Below are 16,120 nucleotides of genomic sequence, written 5' to 3' on the forward strand. Positions count from 1 at the left end.
GAACATATGGCTCTTGGAGCAACTTTAAAAGAAGCTCGTGAACGCAAAGGGTTGACGCCGCAACAGGTTGCGGAGGCCACCCGGATGATGGAGCAGATTGTTGAAGACCTCGAACGCGAGGATTTTCGCAAGATTGCCGCCCCGCTTTACGGCCGGGGCTTCATCAAGCTTTATGCCGAATGCGTGGGTCTCGATCCGGAACCGTTGGTTACGGAATTCATCGAGATATTCACAGGGAAGCGCGCGCCTCAGGTCTTGCGCCGTGCGATCCCGGCCGCTCCAGCCCCCGTCTCCGCTCCCGCAGCGCTTCAGCCGGGGACGCGCAAGCCGGAGTTCGCTCCCACATCTCCGTCGATCGTGCCCAGTCCGGCAAAGGAGTTGCCAGAACGGGTCTCGCCTGCGGCGATGTTTGAACCGATCCCTCAGACACCGAAATCCGCGCCGGAAGTGATGCCGTTGGACCAACCCGATGAGGAACCGCCCACGGACCTGTTCACACTCGCGCATGCCCAGAGGCCGGCGGCCATGCCGCGCAGCAGAACCCGCGCTTCAAGCGGAACCGATGCCGCGCCGCCACGGGTTCATCCGTTCAGCGGCCGTAAAGAGGCGGACGCGGCGCCGGCCGACCTTGCGGAGAAGCTGGACCCGCCGCCGCGACGGCTGGCCGAACCCGTCTGGACCAAATCACGGGTGGTGGTAAGGGAAGTGGCCCGAATCTGGAGCGGCATGCCGCGTTTGCAGGCGAAGTGGTTCACGACACGCCGGCTGATGCTGGCGGCTGGGATCGTTGCGGGCGTCGCGCTCGTGCTGATCGGCCTGCGGATCATCGCGTCGCTGGCCGCTGGTGCGGACGTCAAACCCGTGGTTTCGCAGCGCGTCTTCGCGCCGCCGCCTCCCTATTTTGAGTGAGCCTTCAAACGGGAGCGGTGTGGTGGCTGTAAATTCGGTTTCCGTTGGATTTGTCAGCCTGGGATGCTCGAAGAATGTGGTGGACGCCCAGGTGATGGCTGGCTTCGTGCTGGATGACGGTCTGGTTCTCGCGCCCTCTCCCGAAGCGGCTGATGTCGTAATCGTCAACACCTGCGCCTTCATCGGTGACGCGCGCGCAGAAGCTGCCGAGGCGATCCTGCAGGTGTGCGCGCTCAAGACGGCGGGGGGGTGCCGCGGGGTCGTGGTTACCGGGTGTCTGGCGCAGCGGTACGGCGACCGACTGTTGCAGAGCTTTCCGGATATTGACGCGTGTGTCGGTGTAGACGCTCTGGACCGGATCGGTGCGATCATTCGGCGCGTAGCTGCCGGGGAGCGGGGCATTGTCGCGGTCACAGCGACGCCTTCGCGCCTCTTCAGCCCCACCCGCCCAACGCTCTCGTTCAGCGGCGGGCCTTTCGCGTGGCTCAAGATTGCCGAAGGGTGCAGCCATGCCTGCGCGTTTTGCGCCATTCCTGGAATACGCGGCACGCTCCGCTCGCGGCCGATGGCCGAGGTGGTGTCCGAGGCGCGGGCCTTGCTCGGCGCCGGCGCGGGTGAATTGAACCTCATTGCACAGGACACGACCGCCTATGGCCGCGAGTGCCGGGAGCCGGGCGGCCTGGCGGCGCTGCTGCGGACGTTGGATGTCCTGGACGGACGCTTCTGGCTGCGCGTGATGTACGGGTACCCGTCGCTGATCTCCGACGCGCTGCTCGAAACCATCGCCACCTCCCGGCACGTCTGCCGTTATTTCGACGTGCCGCTGCAACACAGCCACCCCGACATCCTGCGGGCGATGCGGCGGGCGGATACGATCAAGCCGGTCGCCACGCTTGCCGCGCGGATCCGGAACGCCGTTCCGGGGGCGGTTTTGCGCACCACCTGCCTGGTCGGATTTCCGGGCGAAAACGATGCCCATTTTGAACATTTGCTGGCCACCGTGACACAGGCGCGATTTGACCATGTGGGGGTCTTCGTCTACTCCCCCGAAGAAGGGACAGCCTCCTACCGGATGGACGCTGTGCCGCCGCCTGAAGTGGCTGCGGAACGGCGGCAGCGGCTCATGCTGGCACAACGCCGGATCGTTGATGAGAAACGGCGCGAGCTGGTCGGCACACACGCCGACGCCCTGCTCATCCGTTCTTCGCGTCCGCTGCGCGGCCGTCCGACCTGGGAGGCTCGCCTCGAGCGCCAGGCCCCCGATGTGGACGGCGTCACGCGCGTCGTCGGCGTTCCGGCCCACGCCAAGCCGGGGGACTGGGCGCGGGTCGCCCTCACTGGCGGCCGCAGCTACGACCTGTATGCGACGGTTTAGAATAAGCGATTCAGACGTGTCCTTAAGCGGCCATGATATTCCAAAATGCCAGATACGGTTTGCCTTCAATCTGCCGCTTGACATACAAGGCCGCTTCACGGACATGGTAGTCGCCCCACATACTCGATTCGCCGCACGGCACCTTCCTGCCCGCCGGAATGTGATCCCATCCATTGGGCCGATGGTAGACAGAATGGAGGAGCAATCCCTGATGGTCGGGCGCGGTACTGAGATACGGCTCGTCGATCACGGTGGCCAGTATCTGGAGTCCAGCCTGTTCGTAGCGAGTGGCGGCCCCGGGATTCTTTGATTTCAAGTGGTGGCCCAGCCGCAGGAATCCCTGTGCGGCAATAGCCGCGGCGGAACTGTCCACAGGCTCAAAATCATTGAACGGGTCTGCAGGCCGATCCAGAACGTTCCCAAGCCGCGCCAGGCCAGGTGCGCCTGTATCCCAGTAGGGAATGCCATCTGCCGGGGTTTCGGCAATGTAGAAATCCGCAGTGGCGCGGGCCGTCTTCAGGAATAGATCTTCCACGGCGGCGCGCCCCCCGAAGGGAAGAAACTCCGCATCGGGCAGGATCGCCAGGAATTCGAGCTGCTCGGCGAATCCCAGCAGAACCCAGGCGAGCCCGCGGGTCCAAGTGGTAAAGGGCGAGAAGCCCTGCTGGGAACTCGGACACCGATACGAGCCGTCGTTGAGGTTGAAGAGGCTCTCGTGGGCCACGCGGCCCCGGACATCGTAGACGTCACGCCCCTCGCCGAAATAGACGTTGTAGCGGGCGGTGGCAGTCGCATGCTGGATCAGGCGCGCCAGAAGGGAGATGCGCTCGTCGCGTTCGCCCATCATGACGTGGCCCAGCAGGTGGCTGACGGCCAGCACGCGCAGGGAACGAATGGTGTCGGCAAAGAGCGAGTGGGGACCATTGAAGGAATAGACGTAGCCGCCCTCGGGGAGAACGGTCCAGCGCCGGGCCTGCACGGCGCCTGAGACTTTGAGCGCGAGCTCACAAAAGCGGCGTTCCCACCCCTGCTCAGGGATTCGTTCTTCATGGATCAGGCGCAGCAGCGTACCATAGGTGCTGATGTTATTGAAGCCGTGATCGTGCACCCCGAAGTGGGTGAGGTGCGGTGCCATGCGGGTGACGGTGCGTTGCCGACCCATCTCCAAAAAGGCGGCATCGAGGGTGGCGTCAAACTGAAGCAACGCCGAGCCGAACTGGAATCCCTGAGTCCATTCCGTCCACCCGCGGGCTGTATAACGCCCCTTGATCGTGAAGACCGGGGCGCCCTCGCAGTCACCATACGCTTCTTCCATCAGCCGTAGTTTCGCGGCCGACACCTCCCAGAACCGGTTGATCGAAGCGGTCAGGTCGGCGGGGATAAGGCGCTTGGATAGGTTCATGCTGTTCTCCTGGGTTGCCGCCCGCCGCAGATGCGCCTGGCTTCCTGAGGTTCAGAACCAGCCTTGGTGGCCCTGCGCATAGAGCCTGTCGAAATCCTCGTCAGATTTCGTCAGGTAGATAATCCCCTCGATGAAACCGATCATAGAGATGACCCCCGTCGCCAGACCACACGTGACCATTCCGCCAAGAACCGACACCAGCAGCATGATCACGCCCTCCTTAGAATACCCCAAGTAGAACTTGTGAATGCCGATCCAGCCTAGGAACAGGCCGAGCAGTCCCGCCGCAACCTTGCTTTTCGCGCCACACACCGCCGGGCGGGCGGCTAGCGTCGTCCCACAACTCACGCACATCGTTTGATTCGATTGGGTTGCGATCCCGCAATTCTGGCAGAACTTGTTCTCGACCCAAGGCGGAACACCGCACCCCGGACATGCCACCGCCTGTGAGTGGACGTCCTTTCCGCAGTTTTTGCAATACATATCCGAGTTTCTCCTTGCCTGCCGATTCGAGAGGATGATATTACCACACACCTGAGTGGAGTAAAGCGGTTTCTACTGCTTGCCGTGACATTGCATCCCAAAGAAGCCGCTTGTTTTCCAACGGCAACTGTCATACACTTTCCACGCGCAGGGAAGAGCGTTATTCATTCGGCAACAGGAAGGAAGAACAGGATGAAACGAGAGGTGTTGGTAGCGATCAACGGCTTGCTCGCGATGACAGCATTCGGCGGCGAGATACAGGATGGGGTCATCCGCCCCTCAAACAAACCCAATGCCGTTCAGCAACAGATGATCGCCCGACAGTATGGAATGTTCATCCACTTTGGCATCAACACCTTTCACAACCAGGAGTGGACGGACGGAACCCAACCGCCCACGAGCTACAATCCCAAAACGGTGGACACAGATCAGTGGGCGCAGACGGCACGGGATGCCGGAATGAAGTATGTCATCTTGACGGCCAAGCACCACGACGGTTTCTGCCTGTGGGACAGCCAGCACACAGACTATGATGTTGCGAACAGTCCGAACAAAACTGATGTTGTGGCAGCTCTGGCCGCATCCTGCAAGAAGTACGGCATCCAGATGGGACTCTACTATTCACTGTGGGATCGACATGAACCCACCTACAAAGACGACAAGAAATACGTCGCGTACATGCTGAAGCAACTGACGGAGTTGCTCACGGACTACGGCCCTGTCTGCGAACTGTGGCTGGACGGTGGTTGGGACAAGCGTCGAGAGAATTGGGATATTCCGGGTGTTTATGCGCTGGTGAAGAAACTCCAGCCGGAATGTGCCGTTGGAGTTAACTGGACGATCGGACTTCCCGATAATCCTGATGCCAAAAATGTGAAACCTGACCAGCAAAAGGAGGGATTTCCCATTCGCTACTTCCCAAGCGATTTCAGGCTGGGGGATCCGTATCTTCCGGGAGACCCTGATCCAAAGCTTTTCTCCCACGATGGGCAACTCTTCTACCTGCCTTTCGAGGCCACGGTGTGTTTGAACGGCAAATGGTTCTTCAACACGCGAGACAGCCAATTGAAAACTCTGGGTGAACTTGAATCGCTCTTTAAACGCGCCACCGCTCAGGACAACATACTGATCCTGAATTCTCCGCCTAATCGTGACGGAGTCATGACCGAAGGCAATGTGAAACAACTCAAGGCCTTGGCCGAGCGACTGGGACTCCATTGAAAACAACACCCAAGCCTCACACGCTGCATGTGATCAACGCCACGCATTGGGACCGCGAATGGCTGCTCTCGTTCGTGGGCTACCGGCGGCACTTGCTGCATCATAACGACCAGTTGATCGAGCTGATGGAAAGCAACCCGGCGTTCAAGCACTACCAGATGGACGGCCAATCCATTTGCGTGGAGGACTACCTGCGCCTGCGGCCTGAGATGACCACGCGGCTGCGCAAGCTGATCCGATCCGGGCGTATTCTCGTCGGCCCGTGGTACACGCTGCCGGACATGCCGCTGCTGCATGGCGAGGCCGTCGCGCGTAACCTGCAGATCGGCCTGGGTGTCGCCGAGTCGCTGGGCGGTGCCATGCGCGAAGGCTACACCGCGTGCTCCAATGGCCAAATCGCCCAGTTGCCCCAGCTCTACAATGGGTTCGACATTCGTTCGGCGGTCATCTACAAGGGCATTTCGGACGCGCGCGCCCCGCGCGAATTTCGCTGGCAAAGCCCCGATGGGTCCGAGGTGCTGACCCTCCATTTGGGAGCGCGCTACGGGCGCACCAATTTCTACTGCCTGCTCTATCACGAGGTCATCGCCAATGTGATCCACGATACGCCGGATCAGAATTGGGAATATGCGATGACCGATAACTGGTATCCGTATCGCGTGGATGGGCTGGCGCAACACGACCCCTACAGCTATCCGTGCCTCAACAGCCGGGAGGGATGGCACGCCCACCACCTGCGCCCTTACCTGACCAAGTTGCGCGATACGACGGCGCTCGGTGCGGCGACCTCCCACCTGGCCGCTTTCAACTGCATGGATCACACCATGCCGTTCCCAGCCACACCGAAACTGATCGCCGCTGCAGACAAGGTCTTCGCCGACCTCCGGGTGAAGGACAGCTCGCTTCCTGAATATTTTGCCGCCGTCCGCCGCGAGGCCGGATCACGCTTGCCGGTCCACATCGGCGAACTGCGCGACGCCCGGGCAACCGAGCGGGACCGCGATGTCTGGTGGGCGACGCTGTCCGCCCGCATGGGCCTGAAAATCGCCAATCGCATCAGCGAGCATCTGCTGATCGACGTCGCCGAACCCATCAGCACGTGGGCCTGGCTGAAGGGCGCGGCGTATCCGGCCGCATCCCTCACCGAGGCCTGGAAACTCCTGATCGCCAGCCAGGCGCATGATTCCATCGACGGCTGCAGCCTGACCCGGGTGGCGGATGACATCCTGGCGCGCCTGGCCGACGTGCAGGCCATGAGCGAAGGGCTGCTGGACGATGCCTGCCGCAGCCTCATGCAACCGGCCCTTGTGCCGACGCGCGCCCGGAACAACCCGCCGGAACCGCATCTGGTGCTCTTCAATCTGGACGCCCGTCCGCGCGGCGGATTCTGCCAGATGGAGGTCGATATCCCCGGCGCGCAGCCGGTCGAATCCCTGCGCTTGGTGTCCGGGACCGGCCAGGACATTGTGCCTCACGTGCAGTTCCTGCATGCCTCGGGGTCTTCGGTCTTGGGACTGGTCGGACGCCCGATGACCACCCGCCGCTACCGGCTCCAGTTCGAAGCGCCGACCATCGCGCCGCTGAGTTGGCTCACGTTGAAGGCGGTTCCGGCGGCTGCGGCCAAGGCACCTCCCGCCCTCGTCCGAGGTGGCCGCGTGCTCGAGAATGATTGCCTCCGCGCGGTGATCCGTGACGACGGACGGTTGGATCTGACGCATCGGGCGACCGGGGCGACTTATGCCGGACTGCACGCTTTCGAAGACGTGGGCGATGTGGGCGACCCGTGGCTCTTCAAGCCGGTGGGTCTGCCCGTCACCCCCACAGGCCCGGCCGAGATCAGCGTGGTAGAGAACACCCCGTGGCGCGCCACGATTGCGATCACCGTGCGTCTGGAGTTGCCTCTGGCCCGTCCCGCCACGGCACCGGAAGGCACGCCGGAGAAGGGTCAGGTGCTGCTCACTTCGCGGGTGTCGCTGACCCGTTCGGGCCAGCGGCTCGATATCGAGACGACGATCGACAACGGCTGCCGCGATCACCGCCTGAGGGTGTGTTTCCCCACCGGCATCACAACCGACACCACCTACGCAGGCGGCCAGTTCAACGTGGACGAACGGCCCACGAAACAGCCGGACATGTCCACCTGGATCGAACCGGTGGACGGCTATCCGAACTTCGGCTTTGCCGGTCTGTCCGACGGGCGGCGGGGACTGGCGATTCTCAACCTCGGACTTCCCGAATACTTTGTCGCCGGCCCCGCTAGCGATGTCTTGACCCTGACGCTGATGCGCGCGATGCAGCTCCGGCGCTGGCCGGAGGGTACCGGCGAAGCGCAATGGGCCGGTGCCCAGCAACTGGGCCGGATGACGGTGCGTTACGCGATTTATCCGCATGCTGGCGGCTGGCAGGAAGGCAAATTGTGGCAGGCGTATCGCGACTTCTCGCGGCCGCTGGTCTGCTCAGAGATGATCGGCTCCGTGCGCTCCGGATCGACGAGTCTGCTGGCGCTGGACGCCGCAGACCTGGAGGTGGCTTGCCTGAAAAAGGCTGCGCGCGAGGACGGGTTGATCGTGCGACTCTGGAACCCGACGGGCGCGGCCCAAGCGGGCAAGCTGACGCTGGGTCTGCCGTTCGCTTCGGTGGTCACGACGAATCTGAATGAAGACGCGCAGGCCGATGCGACGGTCAAACTGCGCCTGAGCGGCCGGCGCACCGTGCGCTTGACAGTTGGCCCGAGAAAGCTTATTACGTTGCTGTTTCGGTTCCCACAGGGGAAACAGTGAGCGATTAACAAGGATGCACTATGACACGCAAGTATGATGTAATGGCGGCTGGACATCTGTGTTTTGACGTGATTCCGAGTTTTCCTGACACCGGCGCGCGCCTCATCGGCGACCTTCTGCGACCGGGCAAACTGGTGCATGTGGACGATGCGATGATGAGCACCGGCGGGCCGGTCTCCAACACCGGCATCGGCCTGAAGATCTTGGGTAGCCAGGTTGTCTTCACGGCCCGCGTCGGTGCGGACGATTTCGGACGCATGACCATGGAGCGCCTCCGCAAGAGCGGCAATGCCGATGGCATCCGCGTCATGAAAGGCTCGACCAGTTCCTACACCGTCGCCCTGGCGCCTCCGGGCATTGATCGCATTTTCCTTCACAATCCCGGAACGAATAACGTTTTTGGCGCCGAAGACCTGAAGCCGAAACTGATCGCGCAATGCCGTCACTTCCATTTCGGCTATCCTCCGCTCATGCGCCGCATGTACACCGACGAGGGCCGCGAATTGGAGAAAATCTTCAAGATCGCCAAGGATGCAGGCGCCACCACGTCGTGCGACATGGCGCTGCCTGATCCCGCATCCCCTGCAGGGAAGGCGCCGTGGAAAAAGATATTGGCTCGCATTTTGCCTTATGTCGACATCTTCCTGCCGTCGGTGGAGGAGGTCCTCTTCATGCTCGAACGTGACACGTTCCTGAAGCTGAAGGCGAAACATCACGGGTCGGACTTGCTGGACGTTCTGCATGCCGAGGATTACTCGCGGTTGTCGGGCAAGCTGCTGGCCCTGGGTTCTACGATGACGTCGCTCAAGTCCGGCCGCCGCGGCTTTTATTTCCGGTCCAAGTCGAAAGACGCATTCAGCGGCCTGGGCGCGGCCCGGCCCGGGAATCCGGACAACTGGTCCGGCCGCGAGTTATGGTGTCCGGCCTTTCTGTGCAAGAAGGTCGCCAGCGCGACCGGTTCGGGGGATTCATCCATCGCCGGCTTTCTGCACGCCTATCTCAAGGGCCTCGACGTGGAGGCCTGCCTCAAGGCCGCCAATGCCCTCGGATGGCAGAACATCCAGGTGCTCGACGCCGTCAGCGGCATCAAGAACTGGAAAGACACCCAAGCCTTCCTGCGGCGCAATCCGCCGCTGGAGGATTTGGTGCTGAATCAGGCGCCGGGCTGGACCTGGGACAAGACCTTCAGAATGTGGCACGGGCCGAATGACGCCTAAATCCGGCCGTTCAGCTTTAGCAATCGCCACACTTACCCGTTTCGCGGGGTAAACTGTCGTTTTGAGGAATATTCCGGTTGAGCTGAACCCCCCGCTAACTGATCCATCAGCGCGAGCATGTCGGGCGGGGGCGGCCGGGAGAAATCAAGCGGCTCTCTCGAGACGGGGTGGGAGAAGGCCAGGCGTGCGGCGTGGAGCATCTGGCGGGCGGGGCATCCGGCGATGGCCTGATCGCGCGTGCGTGACCCATAGAGGGGGTCGCCGACGATCGGATGACCCAGGTGGGCGAGATGGACGCGGATCTGATGGGTGCGACCGGTCTCGATACAGGCTTCGATGAGGCTGACGTCACCGCAGGGGCGCACCACGGTATACCGCGTGATGGCCTGTTTGCCGTTGCGGCTGACGACCGCCATCCGCTTGCGGTCGCGCGGGTGGCGTCCGATCAGCGTGTCGATGAGTCCCGCTGTCTTTTTGGGGACGCCGTGGACGAGGGCGAGATAAACCTTGCGGACGCCACCGGACTTGAATTGCGCGACCAACCCGGCCATGGCGGCGTCGGTTTTTGCGACAACCATCAACCCCGAGGTCTCCTTGTCGAGCCGGTGGACAATGCCGGGCCGCTCGACTCCGCCGATGCCGCCCAGGTCGTCGCAATGGTGTAGGAGAGCGTTCACGAGCGTGCCGTCTGCATGTCCGGGGGCCGGATGGACCACCAGACCGGCCGATTTGTCGAGCACCAGAATGGATGCGTCTTCAAACACAATATCGAGCGCGATGGCCTCAGGCCGGGGTGTCGCTGGCCCGGAGGGCGGGATCGTCAGGCAGACCGTCTGGCCGGCGACGAGGCTGGCGCTCGCCTTGGCGGCGTGGCCGTCAACCGTGGCATGGCCAGCGGCGATGAGGCCCTGGATGCGCGACCGCGAGAGCCCCGCCAGAGTCTGGGCGAGCCAGGCGTCCAGACGGCATCCGGCGGACTCGGCCGGAACGGTCAATGCGCGGGGCTGAAGGAGATCGGCATCGGGTGGAGGGTGGGGGATCATGACCGTTGCTGCGGGGGTGCTGGTCGTGAGGCGGAACGGTTTCGGGCGCGCAGGATCATCGCGAGTCCGAAAGCCGCGAGCGCGAGGCTCACCGCTTGACTGATGGAGAAGAGACCCACCGGCATGCGCGAGTCGCCCCGGAGCGCCTCGACACCGAAGCGGAGCGCGGCATAGCCGACGGCATAGGCGCCGACCGCCAATCCGGGACGGTCTGCCCAGCGCCGATAGCGACCAGCCAGCAGGGCGAAGAGAATCAGATTTCCGGCCGCCTCGATGAGCTGGGTGGGGATGACAGGCAGGCTGAGCGCGGCGGTTTCCGGGAGGATGCCGCAGGCGACGTGGTCATGCCAAGCGGGGGAGAAACGGGGAAAGCAGACGCTGATAGCGGTGTCTGCAGGCTTGCCATAGCAACAGCCGTGCAGAAAGCACCCGACGCGTCCAAACGCATGGCCGAGGGGAAGCACGGTGGCGAGCAGGTCGGCCAGGCCAAGAAACGAGTCCCGCTTGATCCGGGCGAAAATGGCCAGCGCGGTGGCCGCGCCGATCAGTCCGCCGTAGAACATCAGTCCGCCCTGATCCAGCCTGAGCAGCGCCGCAAGATAACCGTGGCCTGTGGGCTCGGCGAATTCGGTCGTCCAGTGTTCGGCGACATAGGCGGTGCGCGCGCCTACCACGCCGGCGAGGAGCATCCAGAGTGCCAGCGTCGAGAGGGCGTCGGGAGTCCGGCGCGGGGTTTGCGCGGCCAGCCGCGTGGCCATCCAGAGTGCGGTCATGAAGCCCAGCGCCAGGCAAAGACCGAACGCCCGGATGGTGATCGGCCCGAACTGAAATAATTCCGAATGCATGCGCTCCGCTCCTCTGCTCACGTTTGTATTCGACAACGCCCCCCAAGACGGGTACTATATGCACGCTATGTCTTATTTTCGCAAGACAAAAGTGGCCCTCACGAGTGATTTCATCACGTTCAACAGCCTGTAGCGTCCATGACTGAAGCAACTGATGTCCAGATACTGACAGATCCGGTGGACCGGGTTTCCTGTCCTAAGTGCGCCCATAAGTCGGATGTGCAGGGGTTGCCGGCGTTCAGCTCTCTGGTGTGTGCGAATTGCGGCCAGGGCCTGACGGTTCCGGCTCGGCTCGGGCATTTTCTGCTCCTCAAGGTCATCGGACTGGGCGGCATGGGCGGGGTTTATCAGGCGCATGACGAAGTGCTCAACAGACAAGTCGCCATCAAGGTGATGCGCAAGAGTCTGGGGGATAATCTGGCCTTCAGCGAGACGTTCCTCCGCGAGGCGCAGGCGGCGGCCCGGATCAATCACCCCAACATCGTGCAGATTCATGCGTTCGGCATGGAGAAGGGGCAGCCCTACATCGTCATGGAACTCGTTCTGGGCGGTGGCCTGGAGAAACTGATGGCCGGTGGCGTGCCGCTCGATCAGGCGTTGGTGATGGGTATCGGCAAGCAGGTCGCCGAGGGGCTGCGTCACGCGAGCGATGAGGGGATGGTGCATGGAGACGTCAAGCCGGAGAACATCCTGCTGTTTGAGGGCAACGTGGCCAAACTGGTCGATTTCGGGCTGGCGTCGGTCTCGGGAACGGCGTCAAACGAAATCTGGGGGACGCCCTATTACATCGCGCCAGAGAAGGTGCGACGGCAGAAGACCGACCATCGGGCCGACATTTACAGTCTGGGCGGGACGTTGTATCACGCGATGGCCGGACGGCCGCCATTTGACGGCCCGGACGCGAACGCAGTGGTTCGGGCGCGATTTGCAGAGCCACTCAAGCCCCTGGTGGACGTGCGTCCGGATATTGATCCCGAGGTTTCGGCGATCATAACGCGGATGCTGCAGGTTGAGCCGGGCCGGCGCTATCCAACGTACGGATCGCTGCTGAGCGACATGCGGCGGGTGTTGGATCGGCTGGGGCCTGTCGAGGCGCCTCCGCCGACCGGCAAAAAGATCGTGTTGCGCCGCAAGGGCAAGGGGACGGCGGCCGATCCCACGCCTGCCAATCCGGCTGTCACGACCTCTCCCGTGGCGATGTCCAACACATCCCAGGTGTCTCCGGACAAGAAGATCGTGGTGGGTCGCGGGGTGATGTCGGCAGATTTCCACACATCGGGGTCTCTGACCGACAAGCTGAAAGCGTCGGGATACCCGGCGGCGTCCGCAGACGCAACCGATCACAAACCGGGCATACGCATGTGGGTGGTCCGTTTGATCGTGGTGTTGGTGCTCCTCGGCATCCTGGGTGTTTTGGGCAGCCTGTACGGTCTGTTGGTCTGGAAGAAAATGCGCGATCGCAATGCGGAGGCGGCGCAACGTCAGCAGGTCCTGTTGCGGGAGGATGCCCTGGCTCAATTGCAGCCTGTTGTGGAGCGGGCGAAAGCGTTGGCGAATCAGTGTGCGGCCGATGCCCAGAAAGCCCGGGCTCAGGCCACGAACGTGGCGGCTCAGGCGGCTGAGCTCATTCCCGAGACGATGCGTTCGTATCTGGTGCCGCCTCCTCCAGAGCCGCCACGGGCGACGGCGAATGAGGAGCCCGCCCCGCCTCAGAATAACGATGAGCAACCGATGGCCTTGGATACCGAACAGATGGCGGAGGCGGTGGCGGCGGCGGTGGCGGCAGGCCTGCCGCCAACCAAGGACTTCATCGTCTCCTATATCCGGAAGATTGAGGAAAAAAGAGGGGTTGCGGCGTCGGCGACACCTGCCGCAGCGGACGGCGCCACGGGCGAGGACGGGACAAACGATGCGGAAGTCGCTGCAGCAGCGCCGATTCCGGAGCAGGACCTCCCGCCGGTGGTTCAGCGCATACGCTCCATGTTCAGGGGGGTGTATGAACTCGATCGCGCGGCCGATCTGGCGGCGCGCGCGCATGATGAGATCGAGCAGGCGATTCAGGCACCCGACGTGGCCAGCCGTCCGCTGGAAGCCCTGCGGTTGTTGCAGGCGCAACTGACCCATTCATGCGAGACGATTGAGGCACAGCCCCCGGTTTCCGATGTCGCGGGCATCGTGCGGGCGATCGCGGACGATCAGGCGGTGGTTCAGCGGCTGCTGGATGAGATCAGAGCCGAGGTGGAGCGTCAGGCGCGTGAGGTGAAGGCCCGCGAGGCCGCCGCGCAAGCCGCGCGCGATCTGGAACGGCAGGCGGACGAACGCAAAGCCCGCATTCAGGCTGATGTGGCACGCGTGGCGGATGCGGAGAAAGAGACGCTCGAACTGATGCACGCGCTCGATTTCCGAAAGGCCGCACGTGCGCTGCGCACGCTGGGGGACGGGCTTGAGACTTCAGAAGGAAAGTCCGCGGTGGCACTGGCCCAGGATAAACTCGTCCGCATCGAGGCGTTTTACGTGTTCCTGGGTGGCGCGGTGCCCGGCGTGCCGGTCCCCGTTCCGGAGCATCCCGGCGAGGGGGTGGTGGACGCGGAAAGACCGATTGCGCCCTTCCGCCACCCGATGTCGGGCTGGACGGTGCAGAAGGCGGATGCCACAGGAATTACGGTGAACAATATCACGAAGACGTGGGTGGAAGCCGACAAGGACTATGTGATCCGGGTGATGATCATTCGCCACCTGCTCCAGGACCGCAAGCAGGCTTCGTCCTTGCGATTCCGTTACCGCATCCAACAGTATATCAATGCGGCTTTGTTTCTGAAGACGTTTATCCCCAACAGCCCATCGGTCAATGACCTGGCGGTTGTATTGGCTCGCGAAGCGATCAGCCTCTTGCCCCAGAGTCGCAAAGAGATTGACCGGTTGATGCCCGGTCTGCTCAAGATCGAGGAGTGAGATACGTGGCGGAATCGCGGCTCCAATTGGTGTGTGGCGAAGACGAATACTGGGTCGCCGAGAAGGCCAAGGCGGTCGTGGACGCATGGGTGCCCGAGGCGGATCGGGCTTTCGGCCTTGAAATTATCGACGGCCGGGTCGACACCGTTGACGCCGTGGTGAAGGCGGTGCGTCAATGTGTCGAAGCCATGCAGACCACCAGTTTCTTCGGCGGCGGCAAAACCGTCTGGCTGCGTAATGCCGAGTTCCTCGCGGGGGGCGGCCGCTCGTTTGATTCACAGACGGTCAAGGAGATGATCGCCGAATTGACCGAGCGGATCAAGGGCGGACTTCCCGAAGGCCATGCGTTGTTAATCAGCGCCCGTTCCGTACCGCGCAATTCGGCGTTGTTCAAGGTTTTTCAAAAGAATGGAGCGGTGTCCGATCTCGGCTCGGGCGGCAAGCCGTGGGAGATCGAGAAGGCAGCGAAGGAGAATCTGGGACACTTGCTTGCTCGGCTCGGTCTGGAGATGAGCGATGGGGTGCGCGAGGCGTTCCTGGCCAGGGTCGGCGTCGATACGCGGCTGATCCTTCAGGAGATCGAGAAACTCAGCCTCTACCGGGGCGGCCCCGGCAAAGTCACAGCCGATATGATCGAGGCGGTCACTTCGGTCGGCCGGGAGGCCGAAGCGTGGGATCTGACCGATGCATTCGGCGAGCGCGATCCTGGCAAGTTGACGGGCGCGCTGCGGCGGTTGGAGGAGCAGGACGAGCCGCCCATCAAGCTTTCCGCGATGCTGGATGGCCGCGTGCGCGACCTGATCGTTTTGCGCGTCGCGCTGGACAACCGATGGGTGTCGGTGTCGGCCGGCCGGGCGGCCTGGCAGGGGAATCTGCCCCGCGAGGCCGAGATCGCCCTCACCGCGATGACCCACGATCTGCGATCCCAATCGCCGTTCATCGTGGCGAAGCGGGTGGCGCAAGCCGGCAACTACACGCTGAACGAACTGCGTGCCGCCCGGCACCACCTGATGGAACTGCGCGAGAAGCTCGTCTCCACGACGCTCGATGCGCGATTCCTTCTGGAGACCACCCTCCTCAAAATCGTCGGGCCACCCAAAGGCGCGCGCAAGGCCGTTACAGAATCCCGCGCTCGCTAGCCTTGACAAAGGCCAGCAGGTGCCGGACTTCGGGGCAATCGGTGATTTCGAGCTGAATGCGCTCCAGCGCCTGCGACCGGTTCAGCCCTTCGCGAAAGAGGAGGCGATAAGCCTCTTTAATGGCTGTCCGTGTGTCCGCGGAGAGCCCGTGCCGTTGCATGCCGACCACGTTGGGACCGACCGACTGCGGAGGCAGCCCATCAACAATCATGTAGGGCGGACAGTCTTGGCGGATTTTACATGCGCCGCCGAGCATGGCCATCGTCCCGATGCGACAGAACTGGTGTATTCCGGTCATGCCGCCGATGATGGCATCGTCTTCAATCACCACTTCGCCAGCCAGTTGGGCGCCGTTTGACATAATCACGCGATTACCGACTGCGCACCCGTGAGCCACATGGCAATACGCCATAATCAGGCAGCCCGCGCCGACGCGGGTCACTTCGCCGTCTTTCGTTCCTGTGTGGATCGTTGTGAATTCGCGAAGAACCGTCCCCTCTCCGATCTCGGCGTAAGTCTGGTATTCCGCGCGCCACTTCAAATCCTGTGTCTTCATGCCGATGCAGGCAAACGGGAACAGTTCGCAGTTCTTGCCGAGCGTCGTGCGTCCGCCGACCACCGCATGTGGGTGCAGCCGGGTTCCCGAGCCGATCACGACCTGTTCGCCGATCACGCAATAGGGGCCGATCTCAACATCCGGGGCGATCTGGGCGCCTGGGTTGATCACAGCCGAGGGATGAATGGTTGCCATGTT

Annotated in this window: 12 protein-coding genes; 7 read left to right on the plus strand and 5 right to left on the minus strand. The window is 62.7% G+C overall.

What is annotated here, in order from left to right; all coding sequences use genetic code 11:
• Nucleotides 1-6 precede the first annotated feature (6 nt).
• Both FJ222_03765 and rimO read left to right on the plus strand, forming a co-directional pair.
• A complete protein-coding gene (locus tag FJ222_03765) occupies nucleotides 7-909 on the plus strand; it encodes a hypothetical protein (protein MBM4163543.1) in 903 nt (300 codons plus the stop codon).
• Nucleotides 842-2,284 carry a 30S ribosomal protein S12 methylthiotransferase RimO gene (gene rimO / locus FJ222_03770; protein MBM4163544.1) on the plus strand — a complete coding sequence of 481 codons (1,443 nt, stop codon included), beginning with the start codon at nucleotides 842-844 and terminating at the stop codon, nucleotides 2,282-2,284. Before FJ222_03765 ends, rimO begins: the two co-directional genes overlap by 68 nt.
• 22 nt (nucleotides 2,285-2,306) lie before the next feature.
• Here the strand turns inward: rimO and FJ222_03775 are convergent, their stop codons facing one another.
• Complete coding sequence (locus tag FJ222_03775) at nucleotides 2,307-3,686, minus strand: glycosyl hydrolase (GenBank protein ID MBM4163545.1); 1,380 nt, start codon at nucleotides 3,684-3,686, stop codon at nucleotides 2,307-2,309.
• A gap of 51 nt (nucleotides 3,687-3,737) precedes the next feature.
• Entirely contained in the window at nucleotides 3,738-4,040 is a 303-nt protein-coding gene (locus FJ222_03780) for a TM2 domain-containing protein (GenBank protein ID MBM4163546.1), read from the minus strand.
• Nucleotides 4,041-4,361: 321 nt separating this feature from the next.
• Here FJ222_03780 and FJ222_03785 point away from each other — a divergent pair, with 321 nt between their 5' ends.
• The 3 genes from FJ222_03785 to FJ222_03795 are packed head-to-tail and all read left to right on the plus strand — an operon-like array spanning nucleotide 4,362 to nucleotide 9,387.
• Nucleotides 4,362-5,390: a calcium:sodium exchange protein gene (locus FJ222_03785; GenBank protein ID MBM4163547.1), complete on the plus strand. Its 1,029-nt coding sequence runs from the start codon at nucleotides 4,362-4,364 to the stop codon at nucleotides 5,388-5,390.
• Nucleotides 5,387-8,170 carry a hypothetical protein gene (locus FJ222_03790; GenBank protein MBM4163548.1) on the plus strand — a complete coding sequence of 928 codons (2,784 nt, stop codon included), beginning with the start codon at nucleotides 5,387-5,389 and terminating at the stop codon, nucleotides 8,168-8,170. Before FJ222_03785 ends, FJ222_03790 begins: the two co-directional genes overlap by 4 nt.
• 20 nt (nucleotides 8,171-8,190) lie before the next feature.
• Nucleotides 8,191-9,387 carry a carbohydrate kinase family protein gene (locus FJ222_03795; GenBank protein MBM4163549.1) on the plus strand — a complete coding sequence of 399 codons (1,197 nt, stop codon included), beginning with the start codon at nucleotides 8,191-8,193 and terminating at the stop codon, nucleotides 9,385-9,387.
• A 32-nt stretch (nucleotides 9,388-9,419) separates the two neighbouring features.
• Here FJ222_03795 and FJ222_03800 read toward each other — a convergent pair whose 3' ends face one another.
• Nucleotides 9,420-10,430, minus strand: coding sequence for an RluA family pseudouridine synthase (locus FJ222_03800; protein MBM4163550.1), 1,011 nt, complete (start codon nucleotides 10,428-10,430; stop codon nucleotides 9,420-9,422).
• Nucleotides 10,427-11,275, minus strand: coding sequence for a prolipoprotein diacylglyceryl transferase (gene lgt, locus FJ222_03805; GenBank protein MBM4163551.1), 849 nt, complete (start codon nucleotides 11,273-11,275; stop codon nucleotides 10,427-10,429). The genes FJ222_03800 and lgt overlap by 4 nt, the downstream gene beginning before the upstream one ends.
• Before the next feature lie 138 nt (nucleotides 11,276-11,413).
• Between lgt and FJ222_03810 the strand changes: the two genes are divergently transcribed.
• The gene (locus FJ222_03810) at nucleotides 11,414-14,227 is read left to right on the plus strand and encodes a serine/threonine protein kinase (GenBank protein ID MBM4163552.1); all 2,814 of its coding nucleotides are present in this window, start codon (nucleotides 11,414-11,416) and stop codon (nucleotides 14,225-14,227) included.
• Nucleotides 14,224-15,366, plus strand: a complete 1,143-nt coding sequence (locus FJ222_03815) for a hypothetical protein (GenBank protein MBM4163553.1) — start codon at nucleotides 14,224-14,226, stop codon at nucleotides 15,364-15,366. The genes FJ222_03810 and FJ222_03815 overlap by 4 nt, the downstream gene beginning before the upstream one ends.
• On the opposite strand, the gene lpxA is transcribed toward FJ222_03815, so the two are convergent.
• Nucleotides 15,344-16,117: an acyl-ACP--UDP-N-acetylglucosamine O-acyltransferase gene (gene lpxA, locus FJ222_03820; protein ID MBM4163554.1), complete on the minus strand. Its 774-nt coding sequence runs from the start codon at nucleotides 16,115-16,117 to the stop codon at nucleotides 15,344-15,346. The genes FJ222_03815 and lpxA overlap by 23 nt on opposite strands.
• Nucleotides 16,118-16,120 lie beyond the last annotated feature (3 nt).

The sequence above is a fragment of the Lentisphaerota bacterium genome (genome assembly GCA_016873675.1).
In the GTDB taxonomy this organism is placed as follows: domain Bacteria; phylum Verrucomicrobiota; class Kiritimatiellia; order RFP12; family JAAYNR01; genus VGWG01.